The sequence below is a fragment of the Limnobacter sp. genome (assembly GCF_964228395.1).
In the GTDB taxonomy this organism is placed as follows: Bacteria; Pseudomonadota; Gammaproteobacteria; order Burkholderiales; family Burkholderiaceae_B; genus Limnobacter.
The window spans coordinates 14,894-38,903 of sequence record NZ_CAXQZX010000005.1; the positions used below are offsets into that span (position 1 = coordinate 14,894).

The window sequence follows — 24,010 nt, forward strand, 5'->3', positions numbered from 1 at the left end:
AAAAGCATCCCAAGATGCACGACCGGAGGTGACATGTCTTATCTATCTGCAGTTTTGCACCGCTCCCCGTGATGGTGGTTTTTGCCTGCTAGCAGGCCGGATCAACCATTCGATTTTCCATTGAGTTTATGCGCATCCTTTTCTTGAAGGACGCGAATTACCTGCGGGCGTGTTCGCCTGCTTACTCGACCACGGGGGCACCATGACCAAACATATTTTCAAGAAAACAAAAACCAACGTTGCCGTGCGCAACATGATCGCAGTGGGCCTGCTCACCGCGGCCATGGCACCTGCGCAGGCAAAGGATTTTCAGATCGGGGACTTTGATCTGAGTGTCAATTCAACGATTTCAGCAGGTACGAGCTTCAGGATTCAAGGGGCCGATCGACGTCTTTATTCGACTGGGAACGTCAACGCCGAAGGGTTGGCGGGACAGGGTTTTTCCAATACCGGCGATGACGGGAATCTGAATTTTGACAAAGGGGATCCATTCTCTACCATCATCAAGGGTGTCCATGACTTTGATTTGAAACGCCAAAACTATGGTTTTTTCTCGCGAGTCAAATGGTTTTACGACCACACTTTGAACAATGACGAGGTCTTCCATGGTCATGAGCCCACGAGCAACGCACCAAACCAAAAGTTGGACGACAGCGGGTTTCATCCATATGCACGTTTTGATGGCATCGATTTGCTCGATGCATTTTTCTACTTGAATACCACAATCGCTGAAAAGCCCTTGGATTTCCGTCTTGGTAAGCAGGTGATTAGTTGGGGTGAGAGCACCTTCATTTTGAGCCCAATCGCTGGCTTGAACACGATTGACGTTTCTGCATTCCGTCGACCTGGTGCAGAACTCAAAGAAGGTTTCACGCCAGCAGAGATGGTGTACATGAATTTGGGTGTCACAGATAACACCAGCTTGGAAGCCTTTTATCAACTCAAATGGAGAAAAACGGTGCCTGAGGGATGCGGCACTTACTTCTCAACAGCGGACTTTTTGTCGGATGGTTGCGATCGTCTGGCGTTCAGTACCGCAACCGCTGATCGAAACCAATTTGGTTCAACATTTGTGACGCGAGGTTTGGACAATCAACCTGACGATGGCGGACAATTTGGCGTCGCTTTGCGGAGCTACTTTGAATCATTGGACGCCGAGCTTGGCGTTTACGCGCTGCAGTATCACAGCCGCTTGCCACTCGCGAGCTTGAGAAAAGGCAGCACGCCAGCCACGTTTGGGCCGACATCAGACTCCCGTTACATTGCTGATTATCCAGAAGATATCAAGGTGTTCGGCGCAAGTTTCGCAACCAACGTCGGTGGTTGGGCTTGGTCTGGTGAGGCCTCCATGACCCAAGATTTGCCTGTTCAAATCAATGCAACCGATCTGTTGAGAGCGGGGCTTACAAACGGTGCGGCCACTGGGGCACCGTTTTTTGGTGCCACCGCACCAGCGGACCTTCGTAACCGCATAGCCGGAGCGCCAGCCGGCAGCATTGTTAACGGATTTGACCGATTCGATGTCACCCAAGTGCAGAGCACCCTGATCAAGACGTTCGATCGCGCTTTGGGATCCAGTCAAGTGGTTTTTGTGGGTGAAGTCGCTGCCGTGTTTGTTGATGGCCTGCCAGACATCCGGAACGGCGGTATTCGCTATGGACGTAATGCCGTTTTTGGTGGCGCACAAGACCCAGGCAATAGTTTCAACGGCTTCGTCACAGACTTCTCTTGGGGCTACCGCCTGCGCACCGCTGCCACTTACCGCGACGTGTTCGCTGGCATCGACCTCATTCCATCCCTGGCCTGGTCGCATGACGTAGATGGCTGGTCACCCGAACCCGGTCAAGCCTTCAACGAAGGTCGCCAGTCGGTTGGCTTGGGCTTGGGGCTTGAATTCGACGCCAACACCAAAGCGAGCATCAACTACACCACGTTCACCAACGCCGCCGACTTCGACGTGCTTCGTGACCGCGATTTTGTGTCGCTCAGCTTTTCCTACTCATTCTAAGAACAGAGACACACTGGAGGAATTTTTATGTTGAAGTTGCAAACAAAACTCACAGCACTGGCTCTGGCAAGCGTGTTCGCAGCCGGCGCTGCGCAGGCTGCGGTTAGTGCTCAAGAGGCTGCCAAGCTGGGCACCACACTCACCGAGTTTGGCGCCGAAAAAGCCGGCAACGCCGCAGGCACCATTCCCGCCTACACCGGCGGTTTAACCAAGGCGCCAGCCGGCTACAAGCCAGGCCAGCACTTGGTTGATCCCTTTGCCAACGAAAAGCCGCTGTTCACCATCACCGGGGCCAATGCAGACCAGTACAAAGCCAACCTGTCGGAAGGTCAGTACCAAATGCTCAAGAAGTACCCCACCTACAAAATGAATGTGTACAAAACACATCGCACCACCGCCTATCCACAAAAGGTGCTGGATGCCGCCAAGAAAAACGCCGTGAATGCCGTGACCACGGGCGGTGGCAACGGGGTGGACAAATTTGAGCAGGCCATTCCATTTCCCATTCCACAAAACGGCGTGGAAGTGATTTGGAACCACCTCACCCGCTACCGCGGCGGTGCGGCCAAGCGTGATTTTGTGCAGGTGCCTGTCGAGCGCGATGGTTCTTTCATCATCAACCGAATTGAAGACACGCTGGTGTTCCCCCGCAACCTGCCCGATTTCTACAAGGCTGGTGAAGACGAAAACATCAACTTCTACTTCTACCAAATCTTGAAGAGCCCCGTGTCTGTGTCAGGCAACGTGCTGTTGGTGCACGACACACTCGACCAGGTTAAAGAAGGTCGCCGCGCCTGGCAGTACAACGCTGGTCAGCGCCGTGTGCGCCGTGCGCCCCAAGTGGCATACGACTCACCCGGAACTGCAGCCGATGGTTTGCGTACCACCGACAACTACGACCTGTACAACGGCGCCCCCGACCGTTACGAGTGGAAGTTGAAGGGTAAAAAAGAGATGTACATTCCCTACAACAGCTACCGCCTGGCCGATAGCAAGCTGACCTACAAGGAAATTCACCAGCCTCTGCACATGAACCCTGAGCACCTGCGCTACGAGTTGCACCGTGTTTGGGAAGTGGAAGCCACGCTCAAGAGCGATGCCCGCCACATTTACGCCAAGCGCGTGTTTTATGTGAACGAAGACAACTGGCAAGCTGCTGTCATCGACCACTACGATGGCAAGGGCGCCCTGTGGCGAGTGGCTGAAGCCCATGCCATTCAGTACTACAACGAGAAGGTGCCCTTCTACGCTGCCGAAGTGTTGTACGACCTGCAGGCAGGCCGTTACCTCACCATCGGTTTGACCAACGAAGCCGCACAACCCTTTGTGTTTGACTTCACCCCAGACCGGGCCAACTACACCCCCGCGGGCTTGCGCCGCCTGGGCGTTCAGTAAAGGCCAGTGAAACGGGCTGCTCGGGGAGGTGTTCCCGGGCAGCTTTTTTTTCGACCAAGGAATACACACCATGTTATTTTTTGCCCGCTTTAAACGCACGCGGCTGGCCGTCGGCGTGGCCAGTGCCACACTCGGCGCCGCCTTGCTCACCCTGGGTACTGCACCGCAAGCCAAGGTGGATCTGCTGGAAACCCCGGCCATCCCTTCGGTGAATGCCAAGCGCAGCCTGCTGCTGGACATTGAACGCATAGGCGCCAACAAGCTGGTGGCCACGGGTGAATTTGGGCAAATACTCACCAGCACCGACCAAGGCGACACCTGGACTCCGGGCAAAGTGCCCGTGTCGGTTACCCTCACTTCTGTGATGTTTGCCAACGAGGCCCTGGGCTATGCTGTGGGCCACGATGGCGTGGTGTTAAAGACTGAAGACGGTGGGGCCAATTGGGTCAAGCTCATCGACGGCAACACCATCAACCAATTTATACTCGAAACCATTCAAGCCAAGGCCGACGACCTGCAAGCCAGGTTGGACGAGCTGCCCAGCAACGCGCCAGCCGATGTGCGTGAGCAACTCGAAGTGGCCGCAGAAGAGGCCATGTTCCAGGTCGACACCGCCCAAGGCGATGTGGAGGTTGGGCCGTCCAAACCACTCATGGATGTGGTCGTTACCCCCACTGGCACGGTGATTGTGGCCGGTGCCTATGGTCAATTGCTAAAAAGCACCGACCAGGGCGCCAATTGGACCTACCTAGGCGGGCGCATTCAAAACCCCAACAACTACCACTTGAACGCTTTGCTGATCACCAAAACTGGCGAAGTGTGGGTGGCTGGCGAGCAAGGTTCCGTGTTTGTCAGCAGTGACGAAGGCGAATCCTGGACCGCCAAAAAAATCGACTACGACGGTTCCATTTTTGGGCTGCTTGAAGCGCCCAGCACACGCACCATCGTTGCCGTTGGCCTGCGTGGGCATGCGTTCCGCTTGCCTTTTGGTGAGCAGCAATGGCAAGAGGTCAGCACCAACCTGCGCGAAACCTTCAGTTCCGGTGTGGTGCTAGAAGACGGCTCCATGCTGGTGGTGGGCTCCCGGGGCTTGGTGGCCAAGAGCAATGACGACTTCCAGACCCTGCAAGTGGTGCGCAGGCAAGACAAATTGCCCTCTGCAGCCGTGGTGCAGCTGAATCAAAACCAACTTCTGCTGGCGGGCATGCGCGGTTTTAAAACCATGTCCCTGTCTGAATTCAAATAATCGCGAGCGGCATTGGCCATGACAACATCCAACAAAACCCCCTCGCAAGGCCCTTTGATTGAGCGCCTTGTGTTCAATAACCGAGTGCTCGTGTTGTGTGTGCTCGCCATCATCACCGTGGTGCTGGGCTGGCAGGCCACGCAACTCAAGGTGGCAGCCAGTTTCGACAAAATGATCCCCAGTAACCATGAGTTTGTTCAAAACTTCATGAAAAACCGGGGCGAGTTGTCTGGTTTGGGCAACGTGGTGCGAGTCACCGTGGAGGCCAAGGAAGGCGATATTTTTTCTGCCGAATACCTGGAGACACTCAAGCAAGTCACCGACAAAGCTTTTTATATTCCCGGCGTTAACCGCCCTGAAATGGCCTCGCTTTGGACCGCCAACACCCGCTGGGTGTCTGTGACGGAAGAGGGCCTGGAAGGCGGGCAGGTAATTCCGGCCACCTACGATGGCAGCGCCGAGAGCATTGCGCAAGTGCGCCAAAATGTGGAGCTGTCTGGCCAAATCGGCCGCCTGGTGGCCAACAACTTCAAGAGCTCGATTGTTTATCTGCCGCTGTTGGAGATTAATCCTGAAACCGGTCAACGCCTGGATTACAAAGAGTTTTCTGAACGGGTAGAAGCCGAGCTACGCCAGGAATTCAATTCCGACAAAATTCAAATTCGCGTCACCGGCTTTGCAAAAATTGTGGGCGACCTCATCGAAGGCGCCACACAGGTGGTGATGTTCTTTGGCGTGGCCGTGGTGATTACCCTGGTGATGCTGTTTTTGTATTCCCGCAGTGTTAAAAGCACCTTGGCCACGCTGGTGTGTTCCATCATTGCCGTGGTTTGGCAGTTGGGGCTCATCAACGCGCTGGGCAAGGGCCTGGACCCCTATTCCATGCTGGTGCCGTTTCTGGTGTTTGCCATTGCGGTTAGCCACGGCGTGCAAATTGTAAACGCCATCGCACACAAGCAGGGCGAAGGCCACAACCGGCTTGATGCCGCACGCTTGGCCTTCCGCGGTTTGTATATTGCGGGTTTAACCGCGCTCATCTCCGATGGCTTTGGCTTTGCCACGCTCATGGTGATTGATATTCCCGTGATTCGTGATTTGGCCATTGCGGCATCGGTGGGTGTGGCCACCATTATTTTGACCAACCTGGTGCTGCTGCCGCTCATCATGAGCTACACCGGGGTGGACGAATCGGCTGTGCAAAAACTACAAGCAAGCGAGAGTGGCAGCAACCGGTTCTGGCACTTCCTGGCCGGGTTCTCTCAACCCAAAATGGCCACTGCGGCTTTGGCTGTGGGTTTGGGCTTGTTGGCGGTTGGTTTGTGGGGCAATGCCAATGTAAAAATTGGCGACCTCGACAAAGGCGCGCCCGAACTGCGTGCAGATTCCCGCTATAACCTCGACAACAACTACGTCACCGACAACTACTCCACCAGCACCGATGTGTTTGTGGTCATGGTTGAAACCGTGAAAGATGGCTGCATCAAGTACAACACCCTCACAGCCGTGGATCTGTTCCAATGGCAAATTGAGCAGGTACCCGGCGTGCAAAGCAGCATCTCGCTGGCCGACCGCTCCAAGTTTGTGATCAGCGCCTACAGCGAAGGCGACCTGAAGTGGATGACCCTGAACCGCAACCAGTTTGTACTCAACGGCACCATCAGCGGCATGAATTTGTCCGATGGTTTGTTCAGCTCTGACTGCAGTTTCATGCCCATCATCATCTTCCTGGAAGACCACAAGGCCGAAACCCTGGAGCGGGTGGTGGCTGAGGCCCAGCGCATCATCGACAGCATGGACCCAGGCGAAAACGTCACCTTCAAACTGGCTGCAGGCAATGCAGGTATTGAAGCCGCCACCAACGAGGTGGTCAGCCGGGCGCAGGTTGAAATGCTGATCTGGGTGTATGGTGTGGTGGCCCTGTTGGTGCTGATTGCCTTCCGCTCAGTGCGCACCGTGATCTGCATCATCGCACCCTTGGCGCTCACCTCTTTGTTATGCTCCGCGCTCATGGTGGTGTTGGGCATCGGTGTAAAAGTGGCCACCTTGCCAGTGATCGCCCTGGGTGTGGGCATTGGTGTGGACTATGGCATTTACATCTACGGCAAGCTGGAGGAATACCTCAAAGAAGGCAAAACGCTGGCCGATGCATACTTCGAAACCTTGAAGTCCACCGGCAAAGCGGTGGTGTTCACCGGGCTCACCTTGGGCATCGGTGTGGCCACCTGGGCGTTTTCGCCCATCAAGTTCCAGGCCGATATCGGCCTGCTGCTCACCTTCATGTTCTTGTGGAACATGGTGGGGGCGGTGGTGTTCTTGCCAGCCTTGGCTTACTTCCTGGCCAAGCGCCCCAAGAAGGTGGCCGGCTAGGCGCACTGTTCACAGTGGTTTGCACAAACGGGCCTTTAACGGCCCGTTTTTCTTGCTCAGTAGGGCACATTTGAGGGGGTTGTACAGGGTGATTCACCCACGCACAATTAAAAGCTCATAACAAAGCGCCATGTGCAGGGCTACACAGTTCAGCCGGTGGCCCAAAACCTGCTGGAGACCCCCGCCATGGACCGCATGGACAATCTTCAACTCATCAGCGGCCGTTTGCATGATGTGTTTGAACGCCAAAAGTGCGCCCACCTTGCCAACCCCAACCCGGAATTTCATGAACGGGTCAGCAACCTGGAGTTGCTGGAAGAAACCATTTTGCGCAATGAGTCGGAACTGCTCGCGGCCATGTCCAACGACTATGGGCATCGCTCCCGCCACGAGTCCATCATGGCCGACATTGTTGCCACCTTGGGGGTTATTCGGCACGCCAAGTCCAATCTTAAAGCCTGGATGAAAGTTCGCCGCGTGCCCACGCCCTGGCAGTTGCGGCCCTCTGTGTCGTATGTTCATCCCCAGCCCTTGGGCGTCATCGGGATCATTGCTTCGTGGAATTTTCCGGTCTACCTCGGGTTTGCCGGGGTGGCTTCAGCACTGGGCGCTGGAAACAGTTGCATGCTCAAGCCCAGCGAACATACTCCTCGCACGTCTTCACTCATGGCTCGATTGTTGGAAAACAACTTCGGCCAAGAGGTGGTGGCCGTGGTCGAGGGTGATGCCTCTGTTGGCGAGGCCTTCTCGCGATTGCCCTTTGACCACCTGCTCTTTACGGGCTCGCAGCGGGTGGGCAAGTTGGTGGCCCGCGCCGCGGCAGAAAACCTCACCCCCGTCACCATGGACCTGGGTGGCAAATCCCCCTTGATCGTGGCACCCAGTGGCCACTTGGGGCAGGCCGCGGCCTGTGCGGCCCAAGCCAAAATGATCAACGCCGGGCAAATGAGTGTTTGCCCCGACTATGCCTTGGTGCCACGGCCACGCTTGGATGAATTTGTGCAGGCGGTTGGGCAGGCCGCCCAAAAGCAATATCCCAGCATACGCAACAATCCGGATGTGTCTTGCGTGATCAGTGCGGCCCACATGGAACGCCTGCAAGAACTGGTTGCCGAGGCAAAACGGCATGGTGCGCGGGTGTTGCAAATTAACCCGGCTGGCGAGCTGTTTGAGCCCGCATCGCAAAAATTCCCCCTGACCTTGGTGGTGGACCCCAGCCCGAGATTGCGTCTGATGCAAGAAGAGGTGTTTGGCTCGATTTTGCCAATCGTGCCCTACGACACCCTGGAGCAGGCTGTTTTGGAGGTACAAAACCGCCCACGTCCGCCAGCCCTTTACTTGTTTGCCACCAGCAAGGGTGAAAAGCGCTTTGTGCTTGACCACACCGTGTCAGGTGGGGTCACTGTCAACGATGCCATGTGGCATGTGCTCAACAACAACATGCCTTTTGGTGGTGTGGGGGGAAGTGGCATGGGCTCTTACACTGGCAAAACCGGGTTCGACACCTTATCCAAGCTCAAGCCGGTGCTGGAGCAATCGAAATTCAATGCAGCCCCATTGTTGCGTGCCCCATACGGGCCAGTCTTTGATAAAGTGGCAAACGTACTTAAAAAGCTTGCTTAAGGGGGTCTGCATGCATCGCGTGGTGTTCAATCAAAAAGGTGGGGTCGGAAAATCCACCATCGCCAGCAATCTGGCTGCCATTTCAGCCCATCAGGGCTTAAAAACCCTGCTCATCGACCTGGACCCCCAAGGCAACAGCACCCAGTACATCACCGGGCAGTCGGGCGATGCGCTGCCCTACACCCTGGCCGATCTTTACGACCAAGCCTTGAATTTTAAAATTCGACCCAAAAAGAGCGCCGAATTTATTGTAGAAACGCCGCACGACAACTTGCATTTGCTGGCCAGCCACCCGGGTTTGGAAGAGTTGCAAGTCAAGCTTGAATCGCGCTACAAAATTTTTAAACTCCGTGAAGCCCTTGAAGAAATTGCCGGTCAATATGATCGGGTCTATATTGACACCCCACCAGCGCTCAACTTTTTTTCGCGCTCAGCCTTGATTGCAGCGCACAGCGTGCTCATCCCCTTCGACTGCGACGAGTTTTCTCGCCGGGCTTTGTACAACTTGCTTGATGCCCTCAATGAAATTCGCGCTGACCACAACCCAAGCTTGAGTGTTGAAGGCATTGTGGTCAACCAGTTTCAGCCCCGCGCCAGCCTGCCTCAAAAACTGGTGGCTGAACTGCGTGAAGAGGGCCACCCGGTGCTGACCACCAGCTTGTCATCCTCGGTCAAAATTCGCGAAAGCCACGACGTGTCCAAGCCCATGATCCACTTCATGCCCGGGCACAAGCTCACCCAAGAATTTCTGGCCCTGCACGCCGAGGTCGAGAAATCGGCCAAGTCACGAAGCAAAAAAGTGGCCTGAGGCAAACCTGCTGTAATACGGCTGAAACAGGCCCCGGGTATGTTGGCGTTAGTCAACCAACGTTGGGGCCACCATGCGCCAAGCCATTTTTTGGGTCAACCAAGTGCATTTCAAGGTGCAGGCTGCTCGCCAGCGTCGCTTGAACAACAAGCTTCATCGCACCTTGCATAAAAAATTGGGCCGTTTGGTGTCGTACAGTCTGTCCTGAAGTGCTCAAATCGTTTGGTCCGGTTCGCAGCCGCTGGCTACGGCGCATTGCCCACGGCCTGGCTCGGTGGTCGGCCCGTCTTGGGGTGTTGTCCATTCGCTACCCCAGCCTCACCTTGCAACACCGCCTTGTCCAATTCAGGTCGCTCAGTTTGCCCTTTGAGGCGGGCACCTTCATTCGCTTCAACGACCATTTTGTGCCCTATGTGCATGCAAATACACCCGATCAGCTTGCTTTTGCCCTGGGGGCCATCACCGAGTTCCAGCGTGGTCCCCAACTGCAATTTTTAAAGCGCCTTGCTCAGGGTCGTTTGTCCGAAATGGGTGGCCGGCAGTTCATCGACATGGATCATCTGATCCGCTTGCTTGATTTTGGTCGCGCTGGTCCAGAGATCTGGGCCAACATGCCAGCAGACTCCAGGTCTTGGGTTGAGCACTTTGTATCGGGTTTAAACTGCGTACAGGCCCAGCGTGGGCGGGGGCTGGACGAGCGCTTGATGGGCATTCGTCCCGAGCCATACACGCCTTTGGATATTTTGCGCTTTGGTCGTTTGGCTGGCGCCGATGTCAACTGGCCTATTTACTTTTCCCTCATCGAGCATCGATTGTCTGGCGACTTCATCGCTTGGTGGAATCGATTAAAGCGTGTGGGGGCTGGGGTGTCCGTCAGCTTTCAAGCACCGGGAAGCAAACCAGCCAGCGTGGCTCAACAAACTGCAGCACTCCTTGCCGGCATCGCCCGTTCAGGCAGCAATTCCATGGTTTTGCATGGCACCCGCACACACAGCGGTCATCCGCTCATGGTCAACGATCCACACCTTGGCCAACATTTGCCCAACGTCTGGATGATGGTGGGTTTGCACAGCCCGGGCATTCAAGCCGTGGGGCTGATGTTCCCCGGCGTGCCCGTGCTCGGCTTGGGTCGCAACCCAGCCTTGGCCTGGGGGGGGACCAACCTTCGCGCAGCATCCTCTGACCTTGTTCGGCTAGACCCAGCCACTTTGGCCAATGCCACCACGCAGGTGGTTCACATCAAAACCCGATTGGGCTGGGGGCGAAAACGCACCCTGCGCAACACGCCGCATGGGCCGGTCCTCACCGATTGTGCCGCCTTGGGGCGTTTGTGTGGCAATGACCCACTGGCCTTGCGATGGGCGGGCCACTGGCCCACGGACGAAATTTCGTGTTTCTTGAAGGCCATGCAGGCCAACTCAGTGCCCGAGCTTCACCAAGCCATGGCTGGTGTGGGGGTTACACCTTTGAATGTGTTGGGTGCCGATGTGCATGGCAACATTGGCCACGTGTTGGCTGCAACCTTGCCCAAGCGCAATGGTTTTCCCGACGATGATTGGGTGTTGCCCGAGGACCTTGCCCACCAAAGCTGGTCATCCAGGATGTGCGCCAGCGATTTTCCAAGCGTCATCAACCCGCCGGAGGGCTTCTTGGTATCAGCCAACAATCGGCCTTCCGAAGTGGATGGTTTGGGCTTTTTGTTCAACGGGGACGATCGAGTGATGCGGGCGCGCCATTTGCTGGCAGGGCAGGCAAAGCTCAGTGCCCAAGCTTTGCTGGACGTGCAACTTGATGTCTGCTCCCCTCTGGCGCAACGTTTGTCTTCCGACCTTGCCGCCTTTTCCCGCCCTCATGCCAGCCACCCGGCGCACAAGGCGCTTTGCAACACCCTGGAGCACTGGGATGGCAGTTACAGCGCCGACAGTTTGGCTGCTGTGCAATTTGAGTGTTATTTGCATGCTTTGGTGAGGGGCCTGTCTGTTTTGCGCCACGGTGGGCGAATTCCCGCCCTCATGGAGCAATGGTCCTATTTGTCGAGTTGTTTGCTCGAGGACCTCATCGCTCTCAACGTCAACGAGCGCGAGGCCTTGGTGCCCAAGGCCCTTCAAGCGGCATTGGATTCAGCGCAGCCTTGGCCGATGTGGGGCACGGTGCACAAAATCAGGCTTCGCCATGTGCTGGGTCATGTGCCTTTGCTGGGAAAGTGGTTCTCGTCCAAATCCTTTCCTGGTGCAGGCTCCAGGGAAACGCTCATGAAAAATGCACACGGCTTTATCCGTGGGTTTGACGAAACCAGTTACGGTTCGCAAAGCCGGCATTTGTCTGATCTCGATGATCTTGACGAAAACCACTTTGTATTGCTGGGTGGACAGGATGGTTGGGTGGGCAGCACTCTCATGACCGATCAAATCGACCTGTGGCAAACCCGTCAAAGCATACAAATGCCCTTGCGCACCACGCGCATCCAAGAACTTTTTCCCCACTGGGTGGGCAAGTTAGAATAAATTCTCTGAATTGTCTCGAATTCCATCAGCAGAGGAAGGCGTTCTACCCATGAAGACCATCATCATCAGCAGCCGCAAAGGCGGGGCTGGAAAAACAACCTTGTCCCTCAATCTTTCTGCACACGCTGCGCAACAAGGTAAGCGCAGGGTTGCACTGCTGGACTCCGACCCTCAAGGGTCGAGTTTGTTTTGGGCCTCTCTGCGCGACAAAGATTACCCTGTGGTTCGCAAGGTGGGCTCGCGCGACATCTCGCTCGACTTGGCTGAACTTGAAGATGAAGGTTACGACTTCGTGTTCATTGACATGCCCCCCACCGACAAAAAATGGGTCAAAGACGCCTTGGCCCATGCGGACCTGGTTCTTATTCCCACCAAAGCAAGCCCTTTGGACATTCACAGCGCCAGCAACACATTGGAATGGGCAGCAGAGGCGGGCAGCAAGGTCACTTGGGTCATCAATGGGGCCTCGGTGCTCAGCAAAACCCCCGACATTGTGTTTGATCAACTAAAAGCCACGGCTGCGGTGTGCCGCACCATCGTTCACGAGCGTAATGATTTCGTCATCAGCGTGGGCTTGGGCAAATCGGTCAACGAGTTTTCTCCCCATTCCAAGGCGGCCGCCGAAATTGACGCCTTGTGGCGGGAAGTGCAGCGTCTGGCCAATCGGGGGTGAAATATTCCTCAGTTCGGGCGATTCCTTGCTTTCAAACTGGGGCACAATCAAAGCATGTCCCTGAAATCATTTGAATATTCGCCTGCCATGGTATCGCAATCCAGACAAACTGGCGCCATCACGGTGCTCACCATTTTCATCATGCTCATGACCCTTGGGGCCCTGGGTGTGTTGGGCTTGGGCCAAGTGGTTTGGGAAAAAGAAGAGGTGCAGCGTGTGGCTGATTTGGCCGCTAAGGCAGCCGCCAGCGACATCGACAACGCGGGCAATGGCTTTCAGGCCGCCCGCGATCTGGCCGTGCGCAATGGGCTGGACAACAACACCGACAGCATCACCATCAATTGCAATATTCGGGGCACCAACACCCTGTTGGACCCCTCGGCTTGCCAGCAGTCGGTCCTGGTTCGGCTAGAACGCAACGTGCCTGCGGCATTTTTGGGCACCCAGCCAGTGGTTGCGATTGCAGAGGCCACCGTGACGCCTATTGTGTCCGGAATCGTGGGCACCAATCTGCTCAGCCTCAACCTGAATGGGTCCGGCTTGTCCCCGCTTCTTAGCGCCTTGGGCACAGAGCTTCGGTTTAATTTGCTGGGCTTTCAAGGTCTGCTGGCATCCAATGCTCGGGTGGACTTGTTGCAACTGGGCGTGGAGCTTGGGGTGTTCAATTCGGGCGGCCAAATGAACATGGCACAACTGCTCAACACCAATGTAACAGCCGCCGACCTAATGCAAGCCGCGCTCACTGTGGCTGGGCCCGGTGCGCCGGTGGTTAACATTCCAGACAATGGCCCCATGGGCACCACTGAATTTTTGCTAAGCGAAATTCTGGCTGCTGACACTTCGGGGGATTCCGATTTTGCCGGGGCCTCTTTGCGGTTGGGCAATCTAGCATTTGCATCCAGCTTGGCCGCCGCTGAGGGAATTCAGGGCAATGGCATCGAGCTTCGTCTGGGCAACACCCTGCGCGTTAAAGTGCTCGGCCCACCTCAAATGTTTGTGGCCACCAAGTTAAGCAACAATGGTCAAACCATTGCATCGGCGCGCACCGAGCAAATACAGGTGACCACTCGCCTCAACGGTTTGCTGGATTTGTCGGTGACCACCGGTGGGGGAGAGGTTGATGTTCGCGACATTGAATGTCGTTTGCCTCAATCCACATCAGGTGTTTTGGCTGATTTACAGTCCACACCACTGAGTGCTGCTTTGGGCATGCCACAGTTGCCCTTGCTGGGCCGCCCTACGGTGAATGCCTCCGTGGGCAGCGCCTCGGCCAATGGGGTGGTTTTGCAGGGTTACCCCGACCCCACCATCACCTCCTCATACAGCTTCGAAGCTTCTCAGGGTGTGGGCAATCTGCTGACCAATTTGCAAACCAATGTCAACGCGCTCAATGGTATTTTGAACGTGCTCGCAGCCAATCCGGTGCTCAAGGCCACACTCAACACCTTGGGCGGCGCCTTGGACGAAATTTTTACGGCCTTGGGCCTGCAAGCCAACGAGGTGACCGTGCAAATCGACAGCATGGATTGCTATGGCACGGCGGTGCTCACCCGCTGAGGTACACTGCACAGCACAGGCACAATCAAGGGAGGCTGCAGTGCAAGAAGAACAACGAATTTGGTATGGTTTACAGGCGGGGTTGGTGGTGTTTTGGCTGATTGTTGCCGTGGTGGGGCTGATGGGCTTTGATTTGCCTTGGCTGAACACCTTGGCCGTAATTATATTTGTAGCCCATGTGCTTGAAATCCCTCTGGCCATGAACAAGTTGCGAAGCCAGCAAGTGCCAGCAGGCAAAGTGGCCTTAAAAACGCTGGTGTTTGGTTTTACTTGGTGGTTGCCCTTAAGCAAGGGTTACACGCACGAGTAATTCAAAGCCCCTTTTCTACAGGTTGGCAATCCCAAAGCTCATCGAATCTTGATGGCCTTAATGCCCTCGGGCAGTTCGGGCTTGCTGCCTGGCTCCACCCAAATGTAACCCAGCAGGTTGGGGTTGCCTTTGAGTCGATCAAACAAATCCTCACGGCTCTTTACTTCTTGAGGGGGCACACCTTGGCCGCTGTAGCGGCGAACATGCCAGTAGCCCGTGTAGTCCAGTTCGTTCTGGTTCAACATGAGGGACAAAAACTGCGTGCGGTCCACGCTGCCAGCGGGCTTGTTTAGCGGTATCACGGTTTGTTCGCCCACCCGGCTTAGGCGCCCTTTGTACAGGCTACGCAACTCTTTTACACCAATTTCCTGAATGGGATTGCTGGTGGAGGTTAGCACCAACACCTGCGCGCTCACGGCCCCAGCAGTGCCCAGCCCCAGCAGCACGCTGCACATCGTCATGAACAATAAGTGGGTCAGGCGCTTGCTCATTGCCATACCCAGTTGTAGTTCACGCTCAGAAGGTTGAACGTGGTGTTGGGAATTGCGTTGTCTGACAACTGTGGACGGGTATTTTTTTCCACCACATGCATCAGTTCAGCTTTAACTGATTGAGAGGGCGTGATCAGATACCGGCCGCCAATGGCCAAAGAGTATTGGTCATCAAAATCAGAAACAAAACGCCCCCAGCTACCATAGACTGCAAGCCGCTCGTTCAATGCACGTATCAACACCAAGTTGCCCGCTTGCTCTGGGTATTTTGATTGGCCTGCCTGCCGGAAGCTTCCGCCGATGATCCCCTGATTTGAAAAGTACAGGTCCACCAAGGCATATTCAGCGCGCAGGGTATAGTCCTCCCAGCGGTACTCTGCCCCCAGGTTGGTGAAAGCTGCTTGGGCGGTGAAAGACCCGTTAATCACTGGGGCACCGTTGAATCGCGTGATCTCGCGATATACGTCTGCCTCGTGATACGCCAATTGCAGCCTGTAATCGACTCCGTCAACGCTTAAAACCAGCCCATTGAATTCAAAACGGTTGGTTGGGAAGTCGCCAGAAAAGTTAGGTGGACGCTGAATAATGTCGCGGTTGCCGGTGATCGCCTGCAATCCCCAATAGCGGCCCGCTTGGTCTTCAAAATTGTAGGTGGCCGAAAAACCATCCAGATTCAACACGCCGGCGTTGAAATACACCTCGGGGTTGAGGTTGGCCTGCACATAGGTCTGCCCCACATCCAGGTTTTCAGCGTCCAGGTACAGGTTGATGCGCTGCCGCCCCAACTTGAAGGTCAGGTTGTCGTTGGGGCGCCATTTGACAAAGGCCCACCGGGTATCAATTTCTGTACCACGGTCATTGTCTTGTTTGGGGGCCACCACATACTGAACCGTGGCACCCAAAGTTTGCGTGAGTTGCACATCCAGTTGTGCACCCAGCACAGAATTCACCTTCAGGGTGCCTTCATTGTCGGCAAAACGAAGGTAGTTGGCTTCGTTGTCGCCCACGGTGTACTGCACCGTGCCAAAACCGGTCAGGGAATAGTCCACCGCCGCCGCCGGGGCGGCAAACAGCACCATGCAAGCCGCAAGGCATCGGCACAAGTGCAGTGTTTGGTGGATAAATGCTTTCAAGCTGGGTCTATGTTTTTATTGATTTTTGCAGGGCGTAGAATAACCGAGCACGCAAGGCCACTGCAATGCAAGTTCACAAAATTTAACAGCTGGGGGTAGATGGAAGGAGGAAGGTGGTGGCCAAGGACAGAATCGAACTGCCGACACAAGGATTTTCAATCCTCTGCTCTACCGACTGAGCTACTTGGCCACGCATAATCGGCGGTCAATCACCACCGAAGCCCGCAAGTTTATCCCAAAGTTTGGGCTTGCGCAAACGTCCTGTGCAAATTCGCTGTAGCATGTTGTTAAATATTTTGCACAACCCGATCAAAAAAGGCCCGCCACCATGCAAATGACCTCCAGCACAGTGCCCAGCCCTCACGACTACGACGCCGCCATTGTGGGATGCGGTGTAGTCGGGCTGGTGGCCTCTTTGGTGTTGGCATCGGCTGGGTTTAAGGTGCTGGTGGTTGGTCGTCGTCCTCAACAGTTCGTTGCGCAACCTGAGCAGCGGTTTGACCCCCGGGTGTTTGCCTTGTCTCACCGCAGCCAGCGTGTGCTCGACAAATTACGCGTCTGGGACAATATCCCCAGCGACAAGGTTCAGCCCGTCAGCGATATGCAAATTTGGGGCGACACCCAAGGGCAATTGCGTTTTTCTGCCAGCGACACCGGGGTGGAATCGCTCACCTGGATTATTGAACAAAGCTGCCTGTTCGAGGTGTTGTTTGCTGCCATGCGCTACCAACCGGGCATTGAGTGGCAAGACGCCAAAGTCGAAGGCCTTTCTCGCGAGCGTGACATGTGGGCGGTGGTCACCAATCTTAAAACCTCCCGCGTGCCCATTGTGATTGCAGCCGATGGCGCCCAAAGCCAAACAAGGCGGCAGGCTGGCCTCGATTTCGAACTCCGCGATTACAGCGCCGAGGGCGTGGTGTGCACCTACCAAATCGAAAAACCTCACCATGGCACCGCCCGCCAGTGGTTTTTCGGTGATTCAGTCTTGGCCATGTTGCCCTTGCCCGGCCCGCACGTGTCCATGGTGTGGTCCATGCCCTTGCACCAGTCGCAGGCTTTCATGCAGTTAGGCCCCATGCAAATGGTCGACCGCATAGCGGGTGTGGGCCAAGGGGCGGTACAGCAGTGGTATGGTCATTTGCAGCCGGTGGGTTCCGCCCATGCTTTTTCTCTGAAGCATGGCGTGGCGCCTGTGTGGTTCGACCAAGGGGTAGTGCTGATGGGCGATGCAGCCCATGTCATTCATCCGCTGGCAGGGCAGGGCCTCAATCTTGGCCTGGAGGATGCTGCAGAGCTGGCCAATCTTTTGACTTCGCGCAAGCGCCTGTTGGCTGTTCAGCGCTTGGGCCTGGCCGATGAGCAATTGTGGCGTGCCTGGGAGCGGCGACGCAAAGCGGCCTGTGCTCCCGTGCATTTTTTAACCGACGGCCTTCACACCCTGTTCCGGCTCGACCTTCCTGGGGCCACCTGGGTGCGCAACAAAGGCATGCAAATTGTCAACCAACTGCCCATGCTGAAGCGTTGGTTGTCGCAGCAGGCCATGCGGTAATCTACAACTTCGGAACGAAACCCCTGTGCATTTGTCCATTGTCTACATTGTGTAAAAAATTGAATTTTTCAGGAACCACCATGAAATTGTTGTCAAAAGTCACCTTCAACTTGCGCTTGGCAGCGGCCTGCCTCCTTACCACCACCGCGCTGGGCATGGTTGCTCCGGCCAGCGCTGCCAGCAAGGCCGAGGTGGACCGCATCACTGCTGCGGTCAACGAATCACTGGGTGGTTCGGGCATCAAAGTGTTGTCGGTCACCGACCTGGAAGTCATCGGTGGCTTGTTTGAGGTGGTGGTGAGTCACAACGGCAGCAAAAAAATCATTTACACCAACGCCAGCGGCAGCCACCTCATTTTGGGCGAATTGCTGGAGGCCAAATCCATGACCAACCTCACCGAGGCACGCATGGACAAACTCAACGCCATTAATTTTGACAAAGACCTGCCGGTCAAACTCGCTTTGAAAACGGTTTACGGCACTGGCAGCCGCAAAATCGCGGTGTTTGAAGACCCCAACTGTGGATATTGCAAGCGTTTCCGCAAAGAGGCGCTGACCAAGCTACAAGACACCACGGTTTACACCTTTGTGTTTCCAGTGTTGGGTCGTGATTCCTTGGACAAAGCCCAAAAGGTGATGTGCGCCGACAACAAATCCAAAATGTGGGACGACTGGATGCTCAACGACCAGTCGCCCACTGGAAAGGGCGATTGCAACCCGCCCATCAATGAATTGATCACTTTGGGCCGTGGCATGGGCGTCACAGGCACGCCCACCGTCTTTTTTCAGGACGGCACGCGCGCCAGCGGCGCCATCCCTGCGGCAGAATTAAACCGCCGCGTGGCTGCTGCTGCTCGAGCCAAGTAAAGTAAACCGGGTTTAATTGCCCTCGGTGGGCAAGCTGTGGCCTTTGGGCCAGAACAGCCACATGTGTAGGGGCTGGCGCATCAGCCCTGCAGCTTGCCCAGCCGCTTCGCCAGTGCCCCAGTAGTAGTCGGCGCGCACGCGGCCCCGTATCGCACCGCCCGTGTCTTGCGCCAAAGCCGCTTGTTCAATGGGTTTGCCGGTCACAGGGTTGCTCGATTCCACCCACAGCAGGCTGCCGTAAGGCACCCTTTGACGGTCAATCGCCACACTCAGTTCGGCGGTTAGGGGCACGCCCAAGGCGCCAATTGGCCCGTCTTCGGGGCGCAATACGGCGTTTTCTTTAAAAAACACCACGCTGGGGTTCTCATTAAGCAAAGCGTCCAGACGCTGTGGGTTGGCTTTGGCCCATTGACGTATGCCGGGGATGGTGGCCTGGGCCGCGCTTAACTCCCCGCGGTCCACCAGCACTTTGCCAATCGACTTGTAGGGGTGGCCATTTTGCTCCGCGTAGCTGAGGCGGATGGTGCTGCCGTCTGTTAATTGCACTCGCCCCGAGCCTTGCACCTGCAGCAAAAACGCATCCAGCTTGTCGTCGACCCACACCAAGGGCCTTTCACGGTTGGGGCCAACCCGTTCCCACTCGGCGCGGCTAAAAAAAGGCACCAGGCTGTCGCCCTGCAGTCGGCCTCGCAGGCGTTTGCCTTTCAGGTCTGGGTACAGTTCGTCTAGCTTCACAGTAATTAGCTCGCTCGGTACGCCATAGAGCGGAGCGTTAAATCTTGCGCTGGGCTTGCGGCTGCCTTGAAGCACAGGCTCAAAATAACCGGTCAACAATCCCTGCTTGCTGCCATCTTCTTGTTGAAACTGCCACACCTCAAAATTAGTCTCCATCCAGCGCTTTGCGCTGCCTTGCCCTTGGTTACCCAAAAACTGCCCAGTTTTTTTGCACGCCTCCAGCAAGGGGGGCGGCGTGGTTTTGCGCTTGCCCAAGGTGTTGCTGTCGGTGGCGCACTGTTTCGCAAACGCTTGCAAGTAGGCGATATGGTTGGCCGACTCCCAGCCAGGCAACTTAGAAAAATCAGACTTGGCCCACAAGGGCAGGGCGGTGGGGGCTTCCGCCTGCGCCGGGGCTGGCTCCCGAGTGGGTGGGCACTTGCATTCGGTTGTGGTGGGCTGTGGTGAACTTGCACAGCCAGCTAGAATCAATACCAACAGGCCAGTTTTGGCCGCTTTGCTTATTCGGAGGTTTTTCTTCATGTGGTTACTCATCGCTGAAATGGTGCTGGCGCTGGGCGTGATTGTGTTCATCATGTGGTGGACCTTGCGCGCACGTGTAGAGCGTCCCTTGCCCCCGTCAAAAAACGACACTTCCGAAGCGGAGTCACGTTCTAAGCATCAAACCACACAGACCCAAGCGGAGTCGCCTGACCCAAAACGCGGCAACGGTCCCTAATTCGGTCCCCAAGACGGCTGTGTTAGTGCAAGGTCCTTGGCATCGACAACAAAAATTCAGGCACTGGCACTTCAAACTGCTCGCCGCCCTCGCCAACAAAGGTGTATTCGCCCCGCATGGTGCCCACGGGGGTGGGTAGTGGGCACCCGCTGGTGTATTCAAAGCGTTGGCCGGGTTTTAATACCGGCTGTTCGCCCACCACGCCATCGCCCCTCACCTCTTGCACAATGTTGTGTGCATCGGTAATCACCCAGTGTCGGCTGAGCAATTGGGCGGTCTGATCGCCCACGTTTTCAATTTGAATGGTGTAGGCAAACACATAGGGGCCTTTCTCCTTGTCGCTTTGTTCGTCAAGGAATTGGGTGCTTACGTGAACTTCAAATCGGTAGCGTGAATCTGCGCTGCTCATAAAGGCGATGCTGCGGGGGCTGGTCATAAAATTTAACATCGGCAAAGTATGAGGCCAAAGCTGCAATTTCACAAATCTGAACCGCTCGGGCGCGCCTGCGTGCGGGGCAGTTTCGTTTAAACTGGCGGTTTGTTGTTCAAGCGCTTGCCTGCATCATGAATCCCTACATCATCGCCCCCAGTATTCTTTCGGCCGATTTTGCCCGTCTCGGTGAAGAGGTCAAAAATGTCATTGCCGCTGGTGCTGATTGGGTTCATTTTGACGTCATGGACAACCATTACGTGCCCAACCTCACCATTGGTCCCCTGGTGTGCGAGGCGCTGCGCCCCCACACCCAGGCCATGATTGATGTGCACCTCATGGTGCGCCCGGCTGACCGCATCATCCCCGATTTCGCCAAGGCGGGCGCAAACCTCATCAGCGTGCACCCCGAAGGCACCGACCACCTTGATCGCACTCTGGGTCTGATTCGCGACCAAGGTTGCCAGGCCGGCGTGGTGCTCAACCCAGCCACTCCTGTGGCATGGCTTGATCACATTATGGATAAGCTCGATCTGGTGCTCATCATGTCGGTGAACCCCGGCTTTGGTGGGCAAAGTTTCATTCCCCAGGCCTTGGCCAAAATCACAGAGGTGCGCAAACGCATTGATGCCCATGTCGCAGCCGGCGGGCAAAACATTCGGCTGGAAGTCGACGGCGGGGTCAAGCCCGACAACATCGCTCAAATCGCCAAAGCAGGTGCCGACACCTTTGTTGCGGGTTCGGCCATTTTTGGCAAACCCAACTACAAAGCCGTGATCGACCAAATGCGTACCGAGCTGGCTGGCGTGCGGCAGTCATGACCACTCGCGCCGTTCTGTTCGACCTGGATGGTACCTTGCTGCACACCGTCCCTGACTTGGCTGCAGCCGTCAACGCCATGCTTCGCGACTTGGGCCGGCCAGCGCTTTCAGAAAGCCAAGTGGGCATCTACATTGGCAAGGGGGCTGAAAACCTGGTGCATCGCAGTCTCACCGGCAGCATGACCGAGCGTGCCAGCGCGGAAGAGTACGAACATGCCATGCGCATTTGGCAACAGCATTACACCACCATCAACGGGCAAAACGCAGTGCTTTATCCGGGCGTCGTCGAAGGATTGGATGCGCTTCGGCAAGCGGGTGTGCCCATGGCTGTGGTGACCAACAAGCCAGAACGTTTTACCCAACCCTTGTTGCAGCGCACCGGGCTCGCAAGCTATTTCAGCGTGGTGGTGGGTGGCGACACCTGCCCCGAGAAAAAGCCCAGCCCCATGCCTGTGTTGCACGCCTGCAAGCAATTGGACGTTCAGCCCGAATCGGCCCTGATGATTGGTGATTCTCACAACGATGCAGAGGCAGCGCATGCCGCTGGGGCCCCCTGCTGGCTGCTGCCCTACGGTTACAACGAAGGCATGCCCGTGCAATCCACGCCATGCCAGGCCTACATTCAAACCATTGCCCAGGCGGCCGACCGTCTGCTGGGTGGCCGGGTGCAAGCATGATCAACAAAACCGAGTTTGATGCGCTGGTCTCGCAGGGTTACAACCGCATTCCCTTGGTGTCACGGTGTTACGCTGACCTCGACACCCCTCTGTCCATCTACTTCAAGCTCGCCAACCAGCCCAACAGTTTTTTGCTTGAGTCGGTCATCGGAGGCGAGCGTTCGGGGCGCTATTCTTTCATTGGCTTGCCCTCGACCACGGTGATCCGTGTGGTCGAGCACACCGTGGAAGTGTTGCGCATCATGCCGGGGCAAGCGCCCGAAGTGCTGGAGCAGTTCACCGGCGACCCACTGGCCTTCGTCGAGCAGTACCATGCACGGTTCAAAGTGCCAGCCGTGCCCGGCATGCCTCGTTTTTTTGGCGGATTGGCTGGCTACTTCGGCTATGACACCGTGCGGTACATTGAGCAGCGCCTGGAGCAAAGTCGCAAGCCCGATGAACTTGGTATTCCCGATATTTTGCTGATGCTCACCGACCGTTTGGCGGTCGTCGACAACATTCAGGGCACCATTCAACTCATCGTGTTCGTCGACCCCGGCCAGCCCAATGCCTATGAGGCGGGGGCCGCCGAGCTAAAGTCGCTCATGCAAACCTTGCGGCAACCCGTGGCCATTCCCTTGAGCGGCCCCGCGCAGCCCACGGCAATTGAACGCAGCATGCCCAAAGAGCAGTTTTTTGGCATGGTGGCCAAGGCCAAAGAGTACATCGCTGCAGGCGATGTGATGCAGGTGGTGTTGGGGCAACGCCTGTCCAAGCCCTTTGAACAAGATGCGCTCACTTTGTACCGCGCGCTGCGCTCGCTCAACCCGTCGCCCTACTTGTTTTACTACAACTTCGGGGATTTTCAGGTGATCGGCTCCTCGCCCGAAATTCTGGTGCGTCAAGACCAGGTCGAAGGCAAGCCCGCGCCTGTGGTAACCCTACGCCCCATTGCCGGAACGCGCCCTCGGGGCAAAACTCCGAGCGAAGACCTCGCCCTGGCCGACGAACTTCTGGCCGACCCCAAAGAGATTGCTGAACACGTGATGCTCATCGACCTGGCTCGCAATGACGTGGGCCGCATCGCTCAAACAGGCACTGTTCAGGTCACCGAAAAAATGATCATCGAGCGCTACTCCCATGTCATGCACATCGTGAGCAATGTGCAGGGTTTGCTCAAGCCCGGCATGGGGGCCATGGACGTACTGCGCGCCACCTTTCCGGCGGGTACGCTTTCTGGTGCACCCAAGGTTCGAGCCATGGAAATCATCGACGAACTTGAGCCGACCAAGCGCGGCGTCTATGGTGGGGCGTGCGGCTACCTCAGCTTCACCGGCACCATGGATGTGGCCATCGCCATTCGCACTGGCGTGCTGAAAGACGGCATGCTTTATGTCCAGGCTGGCGCTGGTGTGGTGGCCGATTCTGTTGCCGAAAGCGAGTGGCAAGAAACCGAGAACAAAGCCCGCGCAGTCATGCGCGCCGCCGAGTTGGTTCAGCAGGGGCTGGATGGTGAGTTGTCTTAACCTCCTCCTGAAAACGCAGTGGGGGTGCACCAACCGCCGTGCTACACTTTTTTTATCAATGCAGGCTTGCAGGAAGTCAACATGCTCCTGATGATCGACAACTACGATAGTTTCACCTTCAACCTTGTTCAGTACTTTGGCGAACTGGGTCAGGAGGTGCATGTGGTGCGCAACGACGCCATCACCGTGGCGCAGGCCATGGCACTCAAGCCCAAGGCGGTGTGCGTGTCCCCGGGGCCCTGTTCGCCCGCGCAGGCCGGCGTTTCCATCGAGATCATTCGGCAAATGGCCGGTGTGGTGCCTGTGCTGGGTGTGTGCCTGGGTCACCAAGCCATCGGCGAGGCGTTTGGAGGCAAGGTGGTGCGGGCCAAAACCATCATGCACGGCAAAACCTCGCCAGTGCATCATCAAAACGTGGGCGTGTTCGAGGGTCTGCCCAACCCGCTGACCTGCATACGCTACCATTCGCTGGCCATTGAGCGCGAAAGCCTGCCCAGTTGCCTGGAGGTGACCGCACAAACCGCCGATGGCGAAATCATGGGTGTGCGCCACAAAACGCTTGATGTGGAGGGCGTGCAGTGTCACCCCGAGTCC

Annotated in this window: 22 protein-coding genes and 1 tRNA gene; 18 read left to right on the top strand and 5 right to left on the bottom strand. The window is 56.3% G+C overall.

Translation table 11 applies throughout. The features are described 5' to 3' along the window. Window positions 1-202 precede the first annotated feature (202 nt). The 11 genes from ACEQU8_RS00450 to ACEQU8_RS00500 all read left to right on the top strand — a co-directional run bounded on the left by ACEQU8_RS00450 (window position 203) and on the right by ACEQU8_RS00500 (window position 14,491). On the top strand, window positions 203-2,008 hold the full coding sequence (locus ACEQU8_RS00450) for a DUF1302 domain-containing protein (protein WP_370260701.1): 1,806 nt from the start codon (window positions 203-205) through the stop codon (window positions 2,006-2,008). Between the two features lie 27 nt (window positions 2,009-2,035). Then, window positions 2,036-3,403 (top strand): DUF1329 domain-containing protein, encoded by a 1,368-nt coding sequence (locus tag ACEQU8_RS00455; RefSeq protein WP_370260703.1) that lies wholly within the window; start codon window positions 2,036-2,038, stop codon window positions 3,401-3,403. A gap of 70 nt (window positions 3,404-3,473) precedes the next feature. Beyond that, entirely contained in the window at window positions 3,474-4,649 is a 1,176-nt protein-coding gene (locus ACEQU8_RS00460; protein ID WP_370260704.1) for a WD40/YVTN/BNR-like repeat-containing protein, read from the top strand. Between the two features lie 18 nt (window positions 4,650-4,667). Then, window positions 4,668-7,016, top strand: coding sequence for an RND family transporter (locus tag ACEQU8_RS00465; protein ID WP_370260705.1), 2,349 nt, complete (start codon window positions 4,668-4,670; stop codon window positions 7,014-7,016). 132 nt (window positions 7,017-7,148) lie between these two features. Continuing rightward, complete coding sequence (locus ACEQU8_RS00470; RefSeq protein WP_370260706.1) at window positions 7,149-8,639, top strand: aldehyde dehydrogenase family protein; 1,491 nt, start codon at window positions 7,149-7,151, stop codon at window positions 8,637-8,639. A 10-nt stretch (window positions 8,640-8,649) separates the two neighbouring features. Next, window positions 8,650-9,447: a ParA family protein gene (locus ACEQU8_RS00475; protein WP_370260708.1), complete on the top strand. Its 798-nt coding sequence runs from the start codon at window positions 8,650-8,652 to the stop codon at window positions 9,445-9,447. 73 nt (window positions 9,448-9,520) lie between these two features. Next, window positions 9,521-9,655, top strand: a complete 135-nt coding sequence (locus ACEQU8_RS00480) for a hypothetical protein (RefSeq protein ID WP_370260709.1) — start codon at window positions 9,521-9,523, stop codon at window positions 9,653-9,655. A gap of 1 nt (window position 9,656) precedes the next feature. Beyond that, window positions 9,657-11,951, top strand: a complete 2,295-nt coding sequence (locus ACEQU8_RS00485; RefSeq protein WP_370260710.1) for a penicillin acylase family protein — start codon at window positions 9,657-9,659, stop codon at window positions 11,949-11,951. Between the two features lie 49 nt (window positions 11,952-12,000). Next, on the top strand, window positions 12,001-12,624 hold the full coding sequence (locus tag ACEQU8_RS00490) for an AAA family ATPase (protein ID WP_370260712.1): 624 nt from the start codon (window positions 12,001-12,003) through the stop codon (window positions 12,622-12,624). 54 nt (window positions 12,625-12,678) lie between these two features. Further along, window positions 12,679-14,181, top strand: coding sequence for a pilus assembly protein TadG-related protein (locus ACEQU8_RS00495; protein WP_370260713.1), 1,503 nt, complete (start codon window positions 12,679-12,681; stop codon window positions 14,179-14,181). Between the two features lie 40 nt (window positions 14,182-14,221). Then, window positions 14,222-14,491, top strand: a complete 270-nt coding sequence (locus ACEQU8_RS00500) for a hypothetical protein (protein WP_370260714.1) — start codon at window positions 14,222-14,224, stop codon at window positions 14,489-14,491. A 38-nt stretch (window positions 14,492-14,529) separates the two neighbouring features. Here the strand turns inward: ACEQU8_RS00500 and ACEQU8_RS00505 are convergent, their stop codons facing one another. The 3 genes from ACEQU8_RS00505 to ACEQU8_RS00515 form a co-directional block, all read right to left on the bottom strand. Continuing rightward, window positions 14,530-14,982 carry a hypothetical protein gene (locus tag ACEQU8_RS00505; protein WP_370260716.1) on the bottom strand — a complete coding sequence of 151 codons (453 nt, stop codon included), beginning with the start codon at window positions 14,980-14,982 and terminating at the stop codon, window positions 14,530-14,532. Next, on the bottom strand, window positions 14,979-16,115 hold the full coding sequence (locus ACEQU8_RS00510) for a hypothetical protein (RefSeq protein ID WP_370260717.1): 1,137 nt from the start codon (window positions 16,113-16,115) through the stop codon (window positions 14,979-14,981). Before ACEQU8_RS00510 ends, ACEQU8_RS00505 begins: the two co-directional genes overlap by 4 nt. A 114-nt stretch (window positions 16,116-16,229) precedes the next feature. Beyond that, window positions 16,230-16,305 (bottom strand) — tRNA-Phe (locus ACEQU8_RS00515). Window positions 16,306-16,443: 138 nt separating this feature from the next. Between ACEQU8_RS00515 and ACEQU8_RS00520 the strand changes: the two genes are divergently transcribed. Beyond that, complete coding sequence (locus ACEQU8_RS00520) at window positions 16,444-17,664, top strand: FAD-dependent monooxygenase (protein WP_370260718.1); 1,221 nt, start codon at window positions 16,444-16,446, stop codon at window positions 17,662-17,664. Between the two features lie 80 nt (window positions 17,665-17,744). Next, window positions 17,745-18,530, top strand: coding sequence for a DsbC family protein (locus ACEQU8_RS00525; protein WP_370260719.1), 786 nt, complete (start codon window positions 17,745-17,747; stop codon window positions 18,528-18,530). A 12-nt stretch (window positions 18,531-18,542) separates the two neighbouring features. Here ACEQU8_RS00525 and ACEQU8_RS00530 read toward each other — a convergent pair whose 3' ends face one another. Beyond that, on the bottom strand, window positions 18,543-19,787 hold the full coding sequence (locus ACEQU8_RS00530; protein WP_370260721.1) for a murein transglycosylase A: 1,245 nt from the start codon (window positions 19,785-19,787) through the stop codon (window positions 18,543-18,545). On the opposite strand from ACEQU8_RS00530, the gene ACEQU8_RS00535 reads away from it, so the two are divergent. Next, window positions 19,786-19,983 (top strand): hypothetical protein, encoded by a 198-nt coding sequence (locus tag ACEQU8_RS00535; protein ID WP_370260722.1) that lies wholly within the window; start codon window positions 19,786-19,788, stop codon window positions 19,981-19,983. The two genes, ACEQU8_RS00530 and ACEQU8_RS00535, sit on opposite strands and share 2 nt — an antisense overlap. Window positions 19,984-20,005: 22 nt before the next feature. Here ACEQU8_RS00535 and apaG read toward each other — a convergent pair whose 3' ends face one another. Continuing rightward, window positions 20,006-20,392, bottom strand: coding sequence for a Co2+/Mg2+ efflux protein ApaG (apaG, locus tag ACEQU8_RS00540; RefSeq protein ID WP_370260723.1), 387 nt, complete (start codon window positions 20,390-20,392; stop codon window positions 20,006-20,008). A gap of 155 nt (window positions 20,393-20,547) precedes the next feature. Here apaG and rpe point away from each other — a divergent pair, with 155 nt between their 5' ends. From rpe to ACEQU8_RS00560, 4 genes are all read left to right on the top strand, one after another. After that, a complete protein-coding gene (rpe, locus tag ACEQU8_RS00545; RefSeq protein ID WP_370260725.1) occupies window positions 20,548-21,234 on the top strand; it encodes a ribulose-phosphate 3-epimerase in 687 nt (228 codons plus the stop codon). Then, window positions 21,231-21,911, top strand: coding sequence for a phosphoglycolate phosphatase (locus tag ACEQU8_RS00550; RefSeq protein ID WP_370260726.1), 681 nt, complete (start codon window positions 21,231-21,233; stop codon window positions 21,909-21,911). The genes rpe and ACEQU8_RS00550 overlap by 4 nt, the downstream gene beginning before the upstream one ends. Beyond that, window positions 21,911-23,416, top strand: a complete 1,506-nt coding sequence (trpE, locus tag ACEQU8_RS00555; protein ID WP_370260729.1) for an anthranilate synthase component I — start codon at window positions 21,911-21,913, stop codon at window positions 23,414-23,416. The genes ACEQU8_RS00550 and trpE overlap by 1 nt, the downstream gene beginning before the upstream one ends. An 81-nt stretch (window positions 23,417-23,497) precedes the next feature. Beyond that, on the top strand, window positions 23,498-24,010 hold a 513-nt coding region (locus tag ACEQU8_RS00560; protein ID WP_370260727.1), incomplete at its 3' end, for an aminodeoxychorismate/anthranilate synthase component II.